Origin of the sequence: Actinoplanes sp. NPDC051343 (assembly GCF_044455125.1) — a bacterium.
In the GTDB taxonomy this organism is placed as follows: domain Bacteria; phylum Actinomycetota; class Actinomycetes; order Mycobacteriales; family Micromonosporaceae; genus Actinoplanes.
This window is the reverse complement of record NZ_JBITEL010000006.1, coordinates 316,971-330,872: the sequence shown is the minus strand read 5'-3', so window position 1 is coordinate 330,872 and position 13,902 is coordinate 316,971. Positions and strand designations below refer to the sequence as shown.

The following is a 13,902-nucleotide window of genomic DNA, read 5'->3' as shown; positions in this document are numbered from 1 at the left end:
GATGAGCGAGCGAGATGACGAGTCTCCCGGCGTTCGGTGGGCGCGGCGTCAGAAGGAGGCCCGCCAACGGGCTGAGGAGGCACGCCGGAGGGCCGGGGAGGCCGCCGCCCGGCTCGCCGCCCTTCGCCGGGAGCAGGACGAAATGACCGCGACCGACAACCGGCCGACCGGTTCGACACTTCGGCAGTCGGAGCGCGCGGCGGAGCTCGCCGAGCGGTCCGGGAGTCTGGCGTCGAAGGCCGCCAAGAACGCCGCGGCGGCGGCCTCGGCCAGTGCGAATATGCACGAGACCGCCGCGCAGTTGGAGGATCGCTCGGCCGATGTCGGCCTCGGCGAGAGCGAGACCCACCGGAGCCGGGCCGACCGGCACCGGAGCCGGGCCGAGGCCGACCGGGCGGAGGCCGACGTCGACCGGGAACCGGAGGACGGCTCGGCCGGGAGCAGACAAGCTAGGCGATGAGCACCGACAGGCCGGACACCTCGGCGATGCGGCGGGCGAACGGCTGCAGGCCGGTCACGGTGACGGCGACACCGCGTACGCGGGCCGCCTCGTGCACCGCCAGCAGGACGCCGACGGCGGCCGCGTCGAGCAACGGAACCTTTTCCAGGTCGAGGTGGAGCGCGCGCGCCCGCGAATAGCGGGCGACCAGGTCGAGAAGGACCTGGCGCAGCCGGGGCGCGTTGTCCCGGTCGATCTCACCGGAGATCGCGACCTCGAGACGGCCCGGCGCCGTGACCACCGCGGTGTGGTCGAAGCGGTCCGGCAGGTCGACCTCCTCTCCGGGCCACGGCGGCACGGTGTCGGTGAGCATCGCCTCCCGCAGCCAGGCCAGGGAGCGGGTGAGCAGGCGCGACACCTGCATCTGGGAGACCCCGATCGCCTCGGCGATGGCCGACTGGGTCTGGTTGCCGGAGAACCGCAGGGTCAGCACCTGCTGCTCGCGTTCGGGCATGCGGCGCATCAGCGCGGACAACGTCACGCTGTCGGTGACGGAGTCGACCGCCGGGTCGGGCGCGCCGATCAGGTCGCCCAGTTCGCCGGTGTCGTCGCCGATCGGCCGGGCCAGCGACAACGGCCGGTTGCTGGCCTCCCCGGCTCGTGCCTGGAAGATCTCCGCCGGGTCGAGGTCGCAGAGAGCGGCCAGTTCGGCGTCGGTCGGCGGGCGCCGATGCTGCTGGATGAAGGCGGCTTCGGCCCGGCGCAGGTCCATCGACAGGTCCTGCAACCGCCGGGGCACGTGGACCGTCCAGGTGTGGTCGCGGAAGTGCCGTTTCAGTTCGCCGACGATGGTCAGCACCGCGTACGCCGTGAACGACCCGCGCTCCGGTTCGTACCGGTCGACGGCCTTGACCAGCCCGAGGCGGGCCACCTGTTCCAGGTCGGCCAGCGGCTCGCGGGCCGCACGGTAGCGACGGGCCAGCCGGGCGGCGAACGGCAGCGCGGCCCGGATCATCTCCTCCCGGCGGTGCGCGGCCTCGCCGGCATCACTGGCTCGCGCGGCCGCGGCGTACTCCTCGGCGATCTTGTCGAGATCTTCGAGCGGCGCACGCAACATGATTCATCAACTCCGTGCCTCGGCTCCACAGGAGAGGGCCGCATTCCCGTGGTCGACCGGCGCAAACACTTGCAGCTCGGCAATTAAAGGTCGCCGGCCGACAGCACGTAGATCCGGGGGTTCAGCTTACCGATCATCTGGTAGACGCCCCACAGGCAATTGGTGAGCATGTATTCGTAGGCGACGGTGCCGAACCGCTCCTCGTACGCCGCGCGGTTACGCAGCATCCGCGACACCCAGAGCAGTTGCTTGGAGCTGGCGTGCACACCATCTTCCTCCAGGCGCTCGCGCGTCTCACCGTTCAGCTGAATGCACTGCTCGACGCCCAGCCCGGCGGCGGTGATCGCCGCCTCGATGCGCTGCGGGTCGAGGCTGGTGGCGTGGATGCCGGCCGGCGGCCACATGAACGCCGCCTCGGCCGGCGAAAGCCACTCGGTGGCGGTCATCTGGTAGACCACCGCGCGACCGCCGGGTTTGAGGACCCGGCGGAACTCGCCGAACACCGTCTCCAGATCCTCGACATGAACGAGCACGTCCCGGCACCAGATCAGATCGACCGAGCCATCGGGATCGGTCAGCTTCTCGGCGACGCCCTCGTCGATGCGGACCCGGGCGGCGACTTCCGGCTCCTCGACCGCGAGCGCGGCGAGGTCGCGGGCCGCGTTGTCCAGATGACGGCGGACCGGCTCGACGCCCCGCACCCGGAACCCGAAGCGACGCGACAGCTCGAAAGCGTAGTGACCCTCGCGGGCGCCGACATCCAGCACGGCCGAACCCGGCGGCAGACCGGTCCCAGCGACCAGGTCGAACAACAGCTGATTCTGTCCCCGCGGCGACAGGCTCTCGTCGAGCGCCGCCTCGACCTCCTCGTCGTCGAACCCGTCGCCGTAGACGTCGTCCATGCTGCGGAGAACCTGTGGCGCGGGAGCATCAGTCATAGCAGCGCACCGTAGGAGCGGCGATGCGGGGGCGCAACGGACTTTCCGATCCGGTAGAAATTCCCCCGGACCGGGTATCCCGGGGGCATGGCGGTAAGCGACGAATGGGAAGTTTCGGGGCGCCGGATGCGGGTGACCAACCTCGACAAGGTGCTCTTCCCGGGCCGCGACGGCGAGGAGCCGATCACCAAGCGGGAGTTCCTGCGCTACACCGAGGCGATCGCGCCGACGCTCGTGCCGTACCTGCGTGGGCGCGCGCTCAACCTGCACCGCTACCCCGACGGGGCGTCGTCGAAGGGCTTCTGGCAGAAGGAACTGCCGTCGCACGCCCCGGACTGGATCACTGGCTGGCACAACCCGGAGGCCCGCCCCGACGAGACCCAGACCTACCTGGTGGCGGACGAGCCGGCCGCGCTGGTCTGGGCGGCCAACTTCGGCGCCCTCGAGTGGCATCCGTGGACGTCGCCGGTCTCGGCGCCGCACTGCCCCAGCTACGCGCTGATCGACCTCGACCCGGGCACGTCGACGCCGTGGGAGGACATTCTCACGCTGGCCCGGCTGCATCGGACCGCGTTCGAGCACCTCGGCGTCGTGGCCCGGCCCAAGGTCACCGGCCGGCGCGGCATCCAGATCTGGGTGCCGATCATCGCCGGTCCGGCTTTCGACGACACCCGCGCCTGGGTGGGACGCCTTTCCCGTACGGTCGGGGCCGTGCTCCCCGATCTGGTGAGCTGGAAGTGGTATCGCAGTGACCGCAGTGGCCGCGCCCGCCTCGACTACACGCAGAACGCGATCAACAAGACGCTGGTGGCCCCGTACAGTCCGCGGCCGGCCCCCGGTGCACCCGTCTCGGCCCCGATCGACTGGGACGAGCTGGACGACCCCGGCCTGCGCCCGGACGGCTTCACGATCCGTACGATCCTGCCCCGCCTGGCCGAGCGCGGCGATCTCTTCCGCGACGTGCTCGACCACCCGCAGCACCTGCCACCGATCACCTGACCCTCCCTCCGCCGGTCGCATCAAACACCCCCACCGGGGTACGCGACGGGGATGAGAGCGGTCGTCTTCACCGGCACGCGGTCCGTCGAGGTCCGTGACGAGCCGGACGCCACCGTGGAGGATCCGGACGACGCCGTCATCCGGATCACCTCCAGCGCTATCTGCGGCACCGACCTGCACATGTACGACGGGCGGACCGGCGCCGAACCGGGCCTGGTGCTCGGGCACGAACCGTTGGGCGTCGTCGACCAGGTCGGCTCGGCGGTGCGTACGGTCAAGCGCGGTGACCGGGTGGTCATACCCACCCACCTCTATTGCGGTCTGTGCATCAACTGCGCGCGCGGCCTGTCGGCCGCGTGCCTACGGGTGCGGCCGGGCGGTTTCGGCGCCGCCTACGGGTACGCCGGGATGGGCCCCTACCGAGGAGCGCAGGCCGAGTTGCTGCGGGTGCCGTTCGCCGACGCCAACTGCATTCCGGTGCCCGGCGAGCCGGGTGATGACCGGGAGGACGACCTGGTCATGCTGGCCGACGCGTTCGTGACCGGCTGGCACGCGACCGAACTGGCGCGGGTCAGCCCGACCTCGACCGTGGCCGTGTTCGGTGCCGGCACGGTCGGGTTGCTCGCCGCGTACAGCTGCCTGCTCAAGGGGGCGGCCGAGGTGTACGTGGTCGACAGCGTGCCGGAGCGGCTCGACAAGGCGGGCGAGCTCGGGGCGGTCCCGGTCGACTTCCGGCGGGCCGATCCGGTGGAGCAGATTCGCGAGCTGCGCCGCTCGGCCGGCCTGCCGCCGGGCGAGGAGGAGATGGCCGGGGTGGGGGTGGGCATCGACGCGGTCGGTTTCCAGGCCCACGACCGTACGACGCCGGGGGTGGAAAATCCCGGGCAGGTCATCGGCGACCTGGCCCGCCTCGTCGAACCGGGCGGCCACCTCGGCATCGCCGGTGTCTACGCCGAGAAGGACCTGCACCCGGCGCCCGGCGGCCACGACGACGGCCGTCTCACGGTGCCGTGGGCCACCCTGTTCGCCAAGGGGGTCACGGTCGGTTTCGGCCGCACCCACGACCGCCGGTACACCGTCCCGCTGCGCGACCTCGTGCTGTCCGGGCGGGCCCGGCCGGGCCGGGTCGTGAGCCACCACGGCACCCTGGACGATGCGCCGCACTTCTACGACGACTTCGACCGCCGTGCGAACGGCGTCGTCAAGGCGGTGGTTCATCCATGAGAACCTGCTTGGCTCAGGCCGGGCGACGCAGGGACGGGCGGCCCAGCGCGCGGAGCCCGTCGGCCAGGGCGGTGCGCAACTCGGGGACGCCCTCGCCGGTCAGGGCGGAGATCAGCAACGCGTCGGGGAAGGCCTGCCGCAGCGCGGCGACGCCCTCCGGCGGCGCGACGTCGATCTTGTTGAGGACCAGCACCTCCGGCACCTCAGCCGCACCGATCTCCCGCAGCACCTCGTGCACGGTGGCGATCTGGCCGAGCGCGTCGGGCGCCGAGGCGTCGACCACCTGCAGCGCGACGTCGGCGCGGGTGATCTCCTCCAGGGTCGACCGGAACGCGTCGACCAGCTGGTGCGGGAGGTGGCGCACGAAGCCGACGGTGTCGGTGACCGTGAACGTGAGGTCGCCGTCGGTCACCCGCCGCACGAGCGGGTCGAGGGTCGCGAACAGCACGTCCTCGGTCGCCGTGTGGGCCCCGGCGAGCCGGTTGAGCAGCGCCGACTTGCCCGCGTTGGTATAGCCGGTGATCGCCACCGACGGGACCCGGTTCTGGGTGCGCCGTCGCTGCGTACGCTCCCGGCGCCGACCCAGTTCGGCGACCTGTTCGCGCAGGCCGGCGGCTCGGCGGCGGAGCCGGCGGCGCTGAATCTCGAGGCGCATCTCGCCGGGGCCGCGCACGCCCATACCGGCGCCGCCGACCACCCGGCCGCCGCCGACCCGGGACAGCGAGCGACCCACCCCGCGCAGCCGGGGCAGCTGATAGGCGATCTGAGCCAGCTCGACCTGCAGCCGGCCCTCGCTGCTGCGGGCGTGCTCGCCGAAGATGTCCAGGATCAGCGCCGCGCGGTCGACCACCGGCACGCCGACGCGCCGCGACAGATTGCGCACCTGGCCGGGGCTCAGCTCGCCGTCGGCGATCACCACGTCGGCCCGGTGGCGCTCGACCGTCTCGGCCAGCTCGCGGACCTTGCCGGCGCCGACGTAGGTCGCCGGGTCAGGATGCTCGCGGGCCTGCACGAGCGTGCTCACGACGGTCAGGCCGTCGGTCTCGGCCAGTCGTTCGAGTTCCCGCAGCGAAATCTCGGAACGGTCGGAGGCCACCCCGACCAGCACCGCCTTCGGGGAGTCGTCCTGCATCCGGTCTCCGAGCAACCATGCGCCTGCCATGAGAACCGGCTACCCCGTCGGGCGCGGGTCATTCATCGGTGAGGTGGCGCTGCTGCAGGGTGTAGAGCAGAGCGAACGACGGGCCGATCAGGGCCACCGCCACCGCGACGATCACGATCAGCGCGACCAGCGACGAGTGCGGCGCGGCCGAGGAGGCGATGCGGGCGTGGGTGCCGAGCAGGTAGGGATACTGCGCGACGCCCCAGCCGACGACCAGGGCAGCCACCGCGAGGCCGGCGAGCAGGCGCACCAGGCGGGCGGCGACACGGCGGAGCAGCACCAGCGCCAGCAGGCCGGCGACCAGGCTGACCAGGGCGACCGGCAGGGCCGGCCCGAGCAGGCGGTCGAAGATGCGGCGGGCGTCGAGACGCAGCACGACCACGCCGGCCACCGCCAGCGCACCGGTCACCCAGGCGGAGATCCAGGCCCGGCGGCGGAAATACTCGGTCAGCGGGGGCGGGGCGTCGGCGGTGAGCAGGACCGCCGCGAGGTAGGCGCAGACGGCGACGGCGAGGACCCCGCCGAGCAGGGAGGTCGGGTTGACCCAGGAGGTGACCGCCGGTCCGGGCACTCGTCCCGAGGCGAGCGCGCCCGCGACCGTACCGAAAAAGAACGGCGTGACCACCGAGGAGGAGGCGAAGGCCACGCCCGCGAAGGGTGTCTCGACCGCCTTGCGGAAGGCGAAGCCGCTGCCGCGCAGCACGATGCCGAGGACCGCCAGGCCGAGCGGCAGATAGAGCGTGCGCATGACCTCGGCGAACGTGCCCGGGAAACCGGTCCAGAAGACGACCAGGCAGTAGACCAGCCAGGTGTGGTTGGCCTCCCAGACCGGTCCGAGCGAGTGCTCGATGACCCCGCGCGGGGCCCGGCCGCGCTCGGTGCCGCCGGCCACGAGGTCCCAGAAGCCGGCGCCGAAATCGGCGCCGCCGAAGACGGCGTAGCAGAGCACGCCGAGAAGCAGGGCGACGGCGACGGCGATGCTCATGGTTGCGGCCCATAGGGTACGGGCGTGGACCAGCGCCGTCGCATGATCAGCAGGACCCGGATCGCCGCCGCCCCGACCGCGACGTAGATGACCAGGGCGCCGGCGAAGAACCACCAGACGTTGCCCGAACTCGTCACCGCGTCGCGGGTGAGCAGCAGCCCGCGGACCGTCCAGGGTTGACGGCCCACCTCGGTGACGACCCAGCCGCACTCGAGGCAGACGACCGAGAGCACGCCGGCCACCGCGCAGGCCCGCAGGAACCATCTCGTGCCCGGCAGGTCGCGTCTCACCAGCCAGTGGACGGCGAACCAGGCCGCCAGCGCGAGCAGCGCGAACCCGATGCCGACCATCGCGTCGAACGAGAGATGGACCGTGTTGACCAGCCGATCGGCCGGGCGGACCTCGATCGGGATGGCATCCAGTCCATCGATCTTGGTAGCGGGGCTGAATCCGGCCAGCAGCGAGGCACCGTCCGGGATCGGCAGCCCCGCCTTGAGCTCACCGTCGATCAGCACCCCGCCGAGCGTCTCCGGCACGTGGGAGGACGTCTGCGGCAGCGCCTCGATGGCCGCGAACTTGGCCGGCTCCTGGTCGAAGACCGCCCGCGCGGCCACGTCGCCGACGAAGATCTGCAGGGGGATGGCCACCGCCGCGGTGCAGAAGGCGATCAGGAAGGCCAGCCGGTGGTAAGCGTCCCGCCGGCCCTTGAGCATGCCGGCCGCATAGACGCCGGCCACCACGAAACCGGCCACCACGTAGGCGGCCAGGAACATGTGGATCGCCTCGTACCAGAAAGCGTGGTTGAAGAAGACCCGCCACGGGTCGACGTCGACCACCTTGCCCGCCGCGTCCAGCGTGATTCCGGCCGGCTGGTTCATCCAGGCGTTGGCCGCCACCACCGAGAGCGTGCCGCCCAGCCCCGCTATCGTCACCGGCACGCCCGACCAGAAATGGGCCCACGGGCTCAACCGCTTCCAGCCGTAGATGTAGATCGCGACGAAGATCGCCTCGATGAAGAAGAAGATGCCCTCGACGCCGAACGGCAGGCCGTAGGCGGCGCCGAAGCGGCCCATCAGCCCCGGCCAGAGCAGCCCCAGCTCGAACGAGAGTACGGTGCCGGAGACCGCGCCGACCGCGAACAGCACGGCCGACACCTTGGACCAGCGCTCGGCCAGCAGCAGCGCGGTCGCGTCGCCCCGGCGCAGGCCCCGGTAGTTGGCGATCAGCATGAGGAAGGTGAAGGCCACCCCGAACGGCACCAGAATGATGTGGAAGCCGAGCGTGAAGGCCATCTGTTCGCGGGCGGGCAGCAGTTGCGCCGGATCCGGCATGCGCTTCAGCTTTCACCCGATCCGGCCGGAGGTCCAGACCTCAGGCGGCGGCCACGCGCAGCGCCTTCGCCCGGTACATCGCGCTGTCGGCGTCCTGCAGCAGTTGCTCGGCCGAGGTTCCGGTCGAGCAGTCGGCCCAGCCGATGCTGACGCCCACCCGGGCGGTCCGGTCGCTCAGGACGTACGGCGTGCAGACGGCGGCCCGGATCCTGGTGACCAGGTCGTCGAGCACGGGGCCGGGAGTGACGTCGTCGAGCAGCACCAGGAACTCGTCGCCGCCGAAGCGGGCGGCCACGTCCCCGGTCCGCAGGCACTGGCGGAGGCGGTCGGCGACGCAGACCAGCAGCCGGTCCCCCGCGTGGTGGCCGAGCGTGTCGTTGATCAGCTTGAAGCCGTCGAGGTCGAGGAAGAGCAGCGCCGCCGGTCGCCCGACCGCGGCCTCCAGCGACGCGGTGAACGACGACCGGTTGGGCAGCCCGGTCAGCCGGTCCGAGTGGGCGGCCCGCAGCAGCTGGGCCTCCTGGTCGCGCAGGTCGAGCGCGACCGTCAGCAGGGCCGCGCACTGGTTGACCAGCTCGCGGCCGTCCTCGACCCGGTGCTCGACGGTGTCGACCAGGGCGAGCCAGCCGCGGTCGCTGTCGCCGACCTTGGCCCGCACGACGAAGACGGTCTCCCCCGGCTCGGCGCTCGCGACGACCTCGACCGGCGGGAAAGACTCCACGGTCGTCGGCCCGGACGGGATGGGGGCGCCGGGAAACCGGCGCCATCCTTCGGTACGCACGAGGCCGCCGCCGGGCGCACGCAGCGCGATCGAGCCGGCCGTGGCCGGGGTCATCGACAGCCACGACGCGTCGCGCGGGTCGGCGTCCCGGCGGTGCAGCAGGGCCATGCTGAGCGTGTAGTTGACGCTGATCAGCGACCGCAGGTGCAGTTGGTCGCCGAGCTGGACCCGGCTGTAGGCGCGCCCGAGGAACAGCACGAGGTCCTGCACCGCACGCCCCGCCGGGCCGTCGGCCGCCGCATACTCCTGGACCGACCGGCAGATGACCCGCAGCGTCTCCTGGGTCGGTGCGGCGGCCAGCAACGCATGCAGCTCGTCGGCGGCCGCCGGGAGGCCGGTCGGGTCGCCGGTCGCGGCCGCGTCGAAGGCGTCGGCGGTCAGCGCCGCCGCGAGCAGGACGTCGGCGTCGGAGCCGATCGGGACGACTCCGGCCAGGCGGCGGCGCAGGCGCTCCCGGGCGTCGCCGCCGGACCCGGCCAGGTCGGGCAGCCGGGTGGCGAAGGCGGTGCAACCGCACGAGGTGCGCGGCACGAACCGGGTCGGCAGGCGGTGGATGCCCTCCCCGCCGCATAGCAACAGGTCGACGGCGAGGCGGCTCATGGCATCGAGCGGCTGGGCGATGCTGGCCAGCTCGGGGCGGGCGAAGCCGGCCTGGTCGATGTTGTCGAAGCCGGTCAGCAGATAGTCGCCGGGGCAGGTCAGCCCGGCCGCGGCGAGGACGCGCTGGGCGCCGATCGCGTTGCGGTCGGTGGCCGCGACCAGGGCGTCCGGGCGGCCGCGGCGCAGGAAGTCCCGGGCGGTCCAGGTGATGCCGCTGTCGACGTTGTTCCCGGCGGGCAGGAATACGTCCGGCTCGAGACCGTGCTCGCGCAGCACCGCCGCGTACGTCTGGAAGCGCTCGCGGATGTCGGAGGCCGCGACGAATCCGGTGAAAGCGAGCCGGCGGCAGCCGTGCTCGCGGATGAGGTGAGTGACCGCCGCCCGCATGCCGGCGCCGTTGTCGGCCAGCACCGACGGCCGGTCGAGCCCGGGAACGTCGTGGCCGACCAGCACCACCGGCTTGCCGGCCCCCTCCAGCGCGAGCAGATAGTCGCGGTCGACCGCGTCGGCGAAGGCGAGGAAACCACTGATGTGATCCCAGGCGACGGGCGCCGCGAAAGCCGGGTTGCCGCCGTTGACCGTGAGGTCCGCGGCGGCGTCCAGCGTCTGGATCGCGATCAGCCGGCGCCCGGCCGCCCGGGCCGCCGCCTGCACGCCGGCCACCAGGCTGCCGTAGTACGTGCCACCGACGAACGGCGCCAGCACCCCGATCGCTCCCGCGGCATCCATGCTGCCTCCATCGGCGAGCACGCGGCCGGGTTTAGCCCTCCGGAACCTGGTGTATCGCGAGTTCCTCGGCCGACGCGCCGCCGCCCGAGGCGCCCGCGTCGGTGGCCACGGCGTCCGGCTCGGTGTCGGAGGTCAGGCCCTCGTCCGGCGCGACCAGGCGCCCGACCGTGCCGCCGCCCCCGCCGACGCCGGTGTCGTACATCGAGACCTGGGAGTCGAGGTGCGGGTCGACCGGGTCCTGGTCCTCCAGTGAGGTGCCCGGGTCGACCACGTCCAGGCCGTCACCGACCGGCTCGGCGTCGAACTCCTCGACCGCGACCGGCGACGGTACGGTGTCCGGGCGCGGCCCGGCCTCCTGAAGCGCCGGGTCGGGCACCTCCCGGTCGAGCTTGCGCTCGAGCGACTCGCCGACCCGCGCCTCCTCGGGCGTGTTGCCGTACCGGTCGGATGCGAGCGGACCGTCCTCGCGGTCCCCCGGCAGGAGGCCCGGGTCCGGCCCGTCGGCGATCCGCCCCGAGTCGACGTCGTCCCAGGCCGACGAGTCGTCGTCGGCCGTGCCGGGCAGCCCCTCGGCCTCGGGGTCGGACACGGGATGGGGAAACTCGTCTTCACGCATGCCGCCGGGCTACCCGCCGGCGGCGACGACAAACGTAGTTTGTCCGGGCTGAGCCCGGGTAGCCCGGCGGCATGACAACCGACTCGAGACCACCCGCGGGCGACGACGACGGCCAGTGGCGCGACGAGGGCAAGCTTCCGCTGGAGGAGCTGGTCCAGGCGGTCGCGACGTCGTCCAACGAGGGCCAGATGGACGACCGCACCGGCAACGACGCGGGCATCGAACGGCCGCCGACGGCCCCGGACGACCACGACCCCGACCCGGACAGCGCCGAGGGCCGCTCCCTGCGCACCGACTTCACCGGCCCGGTCGGCCCGAACTGATCCTCACCGGGCCGGGCCGGCGTGCGGCGCGCCCGGAGCCCGGGCGTGGCCGGCGTGCGGCTCTCCCCCGGCCGGCGGCGTCACGCCCGGAGCTCGGGCCGGGCCGGCGTGCGGCTCGCCCCGGGCCGGCGGCGTCACGCCCGGAGCTAGGAACTCGATCTGCTGCTGGACCTCCGCGAAGGGCCGGCGGTGTACCGACTGCCGGACGACCAGGCCGAGGAGCTCCGAGAAGACGGCCTCGGCACGGGCGGCGGCCTCGGGCACCGGCACGGCCTCGAGCAGGTCGGTGAGCATGGCGACGACGTCGCGGTTCATGCGCTCGACCGGCTCTGGACGACCCTTGCGGACGGCGTCGATCCAGTAGTCGTACCAGAGCAGGGCGGCACCGGGGTTGTCGTCGAAGGCGCCCAGGTAGGCCTCGATCGCGGCCCAGAACCGCTCGACCGGACCGTCGCCCCGGGCCGCCGCCGCCCGGACCTGGCTCAGGAACGCCTCGATGTGCCCGGCCATCGCCTCGTCGATAAGCGCGTTGAGGTCGGCGAAGTAGTAGTGGATCGCGCTCTTGGTGAGCGGGCTGGCGTCGGCGATCGCGCGCACCGAGCAGGCGGCCAGGCCCTGCTCGGCCAGCACCTGCCGGGCCGCCTCGACGATCAGCCGCCGCTTGTGCTGTTGGTTGGGCGACATCACGCCCTCACTCTAGCCTCTTCAGGACGAGTGTCCTATGTTTTAGGTCAACTGTCCTGAACGGAGCGGAGAGCCTCATGTTCGTCTTCTTCGACCTGCGCACGCCCGACGTGGCGGCGTCCCGCGACTTCTATGCGCAGCTGTTCGGCTGGCCCGCGAGCGACGGGCCGATGCCGATGCTCACCCGCGACGGCGTGCCCTGGGCCGGGTTCACTCCCCTGGCGCCGGACGACACGCGGCGGCCGCAGTGGGTGCCCTACGCACCGGTCGACGACCTCGACCGGGCCACCGAACAGGCGGTCGCCCTTGGCGCCACACTCGTCCGCGGCCGGACCGAGCTGCCGGTCGGGTCGCTGGCGGTGATCGAGGACCCGGCCGGCGCCGCGCTCGTGCTCTGGGAGGCACGCGAGCGGTGACCGCCCGGACCGGTCAGTCGGCGCGGCGACGTTCCTCGGCGATGCGGTGCGGCACCCGCGCCAGTCGCAGGACGGACACCAGACCCACGCCGCCGACGATGTTGCCGAGGACGGCGAACCCGGCCGCCCCCAGCCAGTCCAGGTAGCCGAACGGGGCCCCGGCGATCAGGGCGGCGAACATCAGGATCGAGTCGAGCACGGAGTGGAACAGCCGCCCACCGGCCAGCAACGCCCCGAACAACAACGCCGGCACCATGCGTACGCCCATGCTCTCGGTCGCGTGCTGCATTCTGGTCATCAGGGTGATGACCATGCCGGCCAGCACGGCGAGACAGAACGACTGGAGGTTGATACCGAGGTCGGCGTAGTGCGCCCCGGCCTCGACCGCGGTGTGGCGCAGCGAGGGCAGAGCCTGGATGATCAGCCAGGCCACCAGCCAGCCGCCGACCAGGTTGGCGACCAGCGTGACCACCCAGAGCCGGGCCAGCCCGCGCAGGGTGCCGTGCCGGGCCGCGACGGCGGCGACCGGCACGAGAAAGTTCTCGGTGAACAGTTCGCTGCGCGCCAGCAGGAGCGCCAGGAAGCCGAGGCCGAACGCGAGGCCGGCCAGCACCGGTGAGCCGGTCGACTCCTGCACGACGAGGTAGGCGAGCACGCCGGTGCCCACATCGACGCCCCCGAGCAGGCCGGTGACGACCAGGGTCGTCACCGGCCGCGCCAGCCGGACTGAACCCTCCTCGACCAGCCGGTCGAAGGCGTCCTCGAGCTCCGGCTCCGGCTTCTCCGGGGGCTGCGAGAAGCCGGATGCCTGCTGTTCGTCGTCCTCGGCGGAGAAGGCCATGGCGCCGTCTTCCCCGCCCGCGCGGTCTTACACCTCGAGAGTCGGCGGAGGCGGGGCCGCGGACGGACGCCGTAGCACGCTAACTTCGACGGATGGAGCTGCAGCCGCTCACGCCAGCGCGGTTCGACGACCTGGCCGCGCTGTTCGACACGACCGCGGTGACTCGAAACTGTCACTGCACCTGGTTCCTGCTCCGGGAGCCGTCGCTGTCCGAGGTCTGGAAGGCCGGGCGCAGCCGGGAATGCTTCGAAAGCTTTGCCGGGTCGGCGCCGGCGCCGACCGGGGTCCTGGCGTACGCCGACGACGGCGAGCCGGTCGGGTGGTGCGCGATCGGCGCACACGCCTGGTACCCGCGGCTCGCGGTCGCCCGGGCGTGGCGCGGTGCCGACTCGTCGGCGTGGGCGGTGACGTGCTTCTACATCCGGCGGCAGGCCCGGCACAGCGGGCTGAGCGGGTCACTGCTGTCGGCGGCGGTGACGCTGGCGGCGGCGCACGGCGCGACCGCCGTCTTCGGAGCGCCCCGGGCCGACGGGGTCAAAACGTCGGGCGGCGACGGCTACGTGGGGTTCGAGAGCACGTTCCGGGCCTGCGGCTTCACCCGGGCCGCGCCGGTCGACGGCAAGCGGGTCCTCATGCACCGGGCGGTCACCCGTCCCGACGGCGAGCGTCACTGACCGTCGACCCGGAATCGGTCTGACCGTCTAACAAGTCAGCAAC

General features: G+C 72.5%; 15 protein-coding genes. 6 read left to right on the top strand and 9 right to left on the bottom strand.

Annotation, left to right across the window (positions count from 1 at the left end):
* The first annotated feature begins 1 nt into the window (after position 1).
* On the top strand, positions 2 to 460 hold the full coding sequence (locus ACIA5C_RS21735; protein ID WP_396057223.1) for a hypothetical protein: 459 nt from the start codon (positions 2 to 4) through the stop codon (positions 458 to 460).
* On the opposite strand, the gene ACIA5C_RS21730 is transcribed toward ACIA5C_RS21735, so the two are convergent.
* Positions 450 to 1,556 carry a sigma-70 family RNA polymerase sigma factor gene (locus tag ACIA5C_RS21730; protein WP_396057221.1) on the bottom strand — a complete coding sequence of 369 codons (1,107 nt, stop codon included), beginning with the start codon at positions 1,554 to 1,556 and terminating at the stop codon, positions 450 to 452. The two genes, ACIA5C_RS21735 and ACIA5C_RS21730, sit on opposite strands and share 11 nt — an antisense overlap.
* Before the next feature lie 83 nt (positions 1,557 to 1,639).
* Positions 1,640 to 2,494, bottom strand: coding sequence for a class I SAM-dependent methyltransferase (locus ACIA5C_RS21725; protein ID WP_396057219.1), 855 nt, complete (start codon positions 2,492 to 2,494; stop codon positions 1,640 to 1,642).
* An 87-nt stretch (positions 2,495 to 2,581) separates the two neighbouring features.
* On the opposite strand from ACIA5C_RS21725, the gene ACIA5C_RS21720 reads away from it, so the two are divergent.
* Both ACIA5C_RS21720 and ACIA5C_RS21715 read left to right on the top strand, forming a co-directional pair.
* Positions 2,582 to 3,493: a DNA polymerase domain-containing protein gene (locus ACIA5C_RS21720; protein WP_396057217.1), complete on the top strand. Its 912-nt coding sequence runs from the start codon at positions 2,582 to 2,584 to the stop codon at positions 3,491 to 3,493.
* A gap of 51 nt (positions 3,494 to 3,544) precedes the next feature.
* The gene (locus ACIA5C_RS21715; RefSeq protein ID WP_396057215.1) at positions 3,545 to 4,717 is read left to right on the top strand and encodes a glutathione-independent formaldehyde dehydrogenase; all 1,173 of its coding nucleotides are present in this window, start codon (positions 3,545 to 3,547) and stop codon (positions 4,715 to 4,717) included.
* 13 nt (positions 4,718 to 4,730) lie between these two features.
* Here ACIA5C_RS21715 and hflX read toward each other — a convergent pair whose 3' ends face one another.
* Genes hflX through ACIA5C_RS21690 form a run of 5 tightly spaced genes read right to left on the bottom strand, consistent with a single transcriptional unit; the run spans position 4,731 to position 10,921 of the window.
* A complete protein-coding gene (gene hflX / locus ACIA5C_RS21710) occupies positions 4,731 to 5,849 on the bottom strand; it encodes a GTPase HflX (RefSeq protein ID WP_396057213.1) in 1,119 nt (372 codons plus the stop codon).
* A 58-nt stretch (positions 5,850 to 5,907) separates the two neighbouring features.
* The gene (locus ACIA5C_RS21705) at positions 5,908 to 6,864 is read right to left on the bottom strand and encodes a cytochrome d ubiquinol oxidase subunit II (RefSeq protein WP_396057211.1); all 957 of its coding nucleotides are present in this window, start codon (positions 6,862 to 6,864) and stop codon (positions 5,908 to 5,910) included.
* On the bottom strand, positions 6,861 to 8,195 hold the full coding sequence (locus tag ACIA5C_RS21700; RefSeq protein ID WP_396057209.1) for a cytochrome ubiquinol oxidase subunit I: 1,335 nt from the start codon (positions 8,193 to 8,195) through the stop codon (positions 6,861 to 6,863). The genes ACIA5C_RS21705 and ACIA5C_RS21700 overlap by 4 nt, the downstream gene beginning before the upstream one ends.
* 40 nt (positions 8,196 to 8,235) lie before the next feature.
* Positions 8,236 to 10,305, bottom strand: coding sequence for a diguanylate cyclase domain-containing protein (locus ACIA5C_RS21695; protein ID WP_396057207.1), 2,070 nt, complete (start codon positions 10,303 to 10,305; stop codon positions 8,236 to 8,238).
* A 31-nt stretch (positions 10,306 to 10,336) separates the two neighbouring features.
* Positions 10,337 to 10,921: a DUF5709 domain-containing protein gene (locus ACIA5C_RS21690; protein ID WP_396057204.1), complete on the bottom strand. Its 585-nt coding sequence runs from the start codon at positions 10,919 to 10,921 to the stop codon at positions 10,337 to 10,339.
* A gap of 71 nt (positions 10,922 to 10,992) precedes the next feature.
* On the opposite strand from ACIA5C_RS21690, the gene ACIA5C_RS21685 reads away from it, so the two are divergent.
* Positions 10,993 to 11,244 (top strand): hypothetical protein, encoded by a 252-nt coding sequence (locus tag ACIA5C_RS21685; protein WP_396057202.1) that lies wholly within the window; start codon positions 10,993 to 10,995, stop codon positions 11,242 to 11,244.
* Between the two features lie 3 nt (positions 11,245 to 11,247).
* Here ACIA5C_RS21685 and ACIA5C_RS21680 read toward each other — a convergent pair whose 3' ends face one another.
* Positions 11,248 to 11,928: a TetR/AcrR family transcriptional regulator gene (locus ACIA5C_RS21680; RefSeq protein WP_396057697.1), complete on the bottom strand. Its 681-nt coding sequence runs from the start codon at positions 11,926 to 11,928 to the stop codon at positions 11,248 to 11,250.
* A 77-nt stretch (positions 11,929 to 12,005) separates the two neighbouring features.
* On the opposite strand from ACIA5C_RS21680, the gene ACIA5C_RS21675 reads away from it, so the two are divergent.
* Positions 12,006 to 12,344: a VOC family protein gene (locus ACIA5C_RS21675; RefSeq protein ID WP_396057200.1), complete on the top strand. Its 339-nt coding sequence runs from the start codon at positions 12,006 to 12,008 to the stop codon at positions 12,342 to 12,344.
* A 13-nt stretch (positions 12,345 to 12,357) separates the two neighbouring features.
* Here ACIA5C_RS21675 and ACIA5C_RS21670 read toward each other — a convergent pair whose 3' ends face one another.
* Positions 12,358 to 13,185: a formate/nitrite transporter family protein gene (locus tag ACIA5C_RS21670; protein ID WP_396057198.1), complete on the bottom strand. Its 828-nt coding sequence runs from the start codon at positions 13,183 to 13,185 to the stop codon at positions 12,358 to 12,360.
* A gap of 92 nt (positions 13,186 to 13,277) precedes the next feature.
* On the opposite strand from ACIA5C_RS21670, the gene ACIA5C_RS21665 reads away from it, so the two are divergent.
* Positions 13,278 to 13,859 (top strand): GNAT family N-acetyltransferase, encoded by a 582-nt coding sequence (locus ACIA5C_RS21665; protein ID WP_396057196.1) that lies wholly within the window; start codon positions 13,278 to 13,280, stop codon positions 13,857 to 13,859.
* The last annotated feature ends 43 nt before the right edge of the window (positions 13,860 to 13,902 follow it).

What these genes read in the sequence shown, in the direction of transcription:
- ACIA5C_RS21705 (WP_396057211.1), bottom strand. Translation starts at nt 6,864, where the DNA reads ATGAGCATCGCCGTCGCCGTCGCCCTGCTTCTCGGCGTGCTCTGCTAC.
- ACIA5C_RS21675 (WP_396057200.1), top strand. Translation starts at nt 12,006, where the DNA reads ATGTTCGTCTTCTTCGACCTGCGCACGCCCGACGTGGCGGCGTCCCGC.
- ACIA5C_RS21680 (WP_396057697.1), bottom strand. Translation starts at nt 11,928, where the DNA reads ATGTCGCCCAACCAACAGCACAAGCGGCGGCTGATCGTCGAGGCGGCC.
- ACIA5C_RS21725 (WP_396057219.1), bottom strand. Translation starts at nt 2,494, where the DNA reads ATGACTGATGCTCCCGCGCCACAGGTTCTCCGCAGCATGGACGACGTC.
- ACIA5C_RS21720 (WP_396057217.1), top strand. Translation starts at nt 2,582, where the DNA reads ATGGCGGTAAGCGACGAATGGGAAGTTTCGGGGCGCCGGATGCGGGTG.
- ACIA5C_RS21670 (WP_396057198.1), bottom strand. Translation starts at nt 13,185, where the DNA reads ATGGCCTTCTCCGCCGAGGACGACGAACAGCAGGCATCCGGCTTCTCG.
- ACIA5C_RS21730 (WP_396057221.1), bottom strand. Translation starts at nt 1,556, where the DNA reads ATGTTGCGTGCGCCGCTCGAAGATCTCGACAAGATCGCCGAGGAGTAC.
- ACIA5C_RS21695 (WP_396057207.1), bottom strand. Translation starts at nt 10,305, where the DNA reads ATGGATGCCGCGGGAGCGATCGGGGTGCTGGCGCCGTTCGTCGGTGGC.
- ACIA5C_RS21700 (WP_396057209.1), bottom strand. Translation starts at nt 8,195, where the DNA reads ATGCCGGATCCGGCGCAACTGCTGCCCGCCCGCGAACAGATGGCCTTC.
- ACIA5C_RS21690 (WP_396057204.1), bottom strand. Translation starts at nt 10,921, where the DNA reads ATGCGTGAAGACGAGTTTCCCCATCCCGTGTCCGACCCCGAGGCCGAG.
- ACIA5C_RS21735 (WP_396057223.1), top strand. Translation starts at nt 2, where the DNA reads ATGAGCGAGCGAGATGACGAGTCTCCCGGCGTTCGGTGGGCGCGGCGT.
- ACIA5C_RS21685 (WP_396057202.1), top strand. Translation starts at nt 10,993, where the DNA reads ATGACAACCGACTCGAGACCACCCGCGGGCGACGACGACGGCCAGTGG.
- hflX (WP_396057213.1), bottom strand. Translation starts at nt 5,849, where the DNA reads ATGCAGGACGACTCCCCGAAGGCGGTGCTGGTCGGGGTGGCCTCCGAC.
- ACIA5C_RS21715 (WP_396057215.1), top strand. Translation starts at nt 3,545, where the DNA reads ATGAGAGCGGTCGTCTTCACCGGCACGCGGTCCGTCGAGGTCCGTGAC.
- ACIA5C_RS21665 (WP_396057196.1), top strand. Translation starts at nt 13,278, where the DNA reads ATGGAGCTGCAGCCGCTCACGCCAGCGCGGTTCGACGACCTGGCCGCG.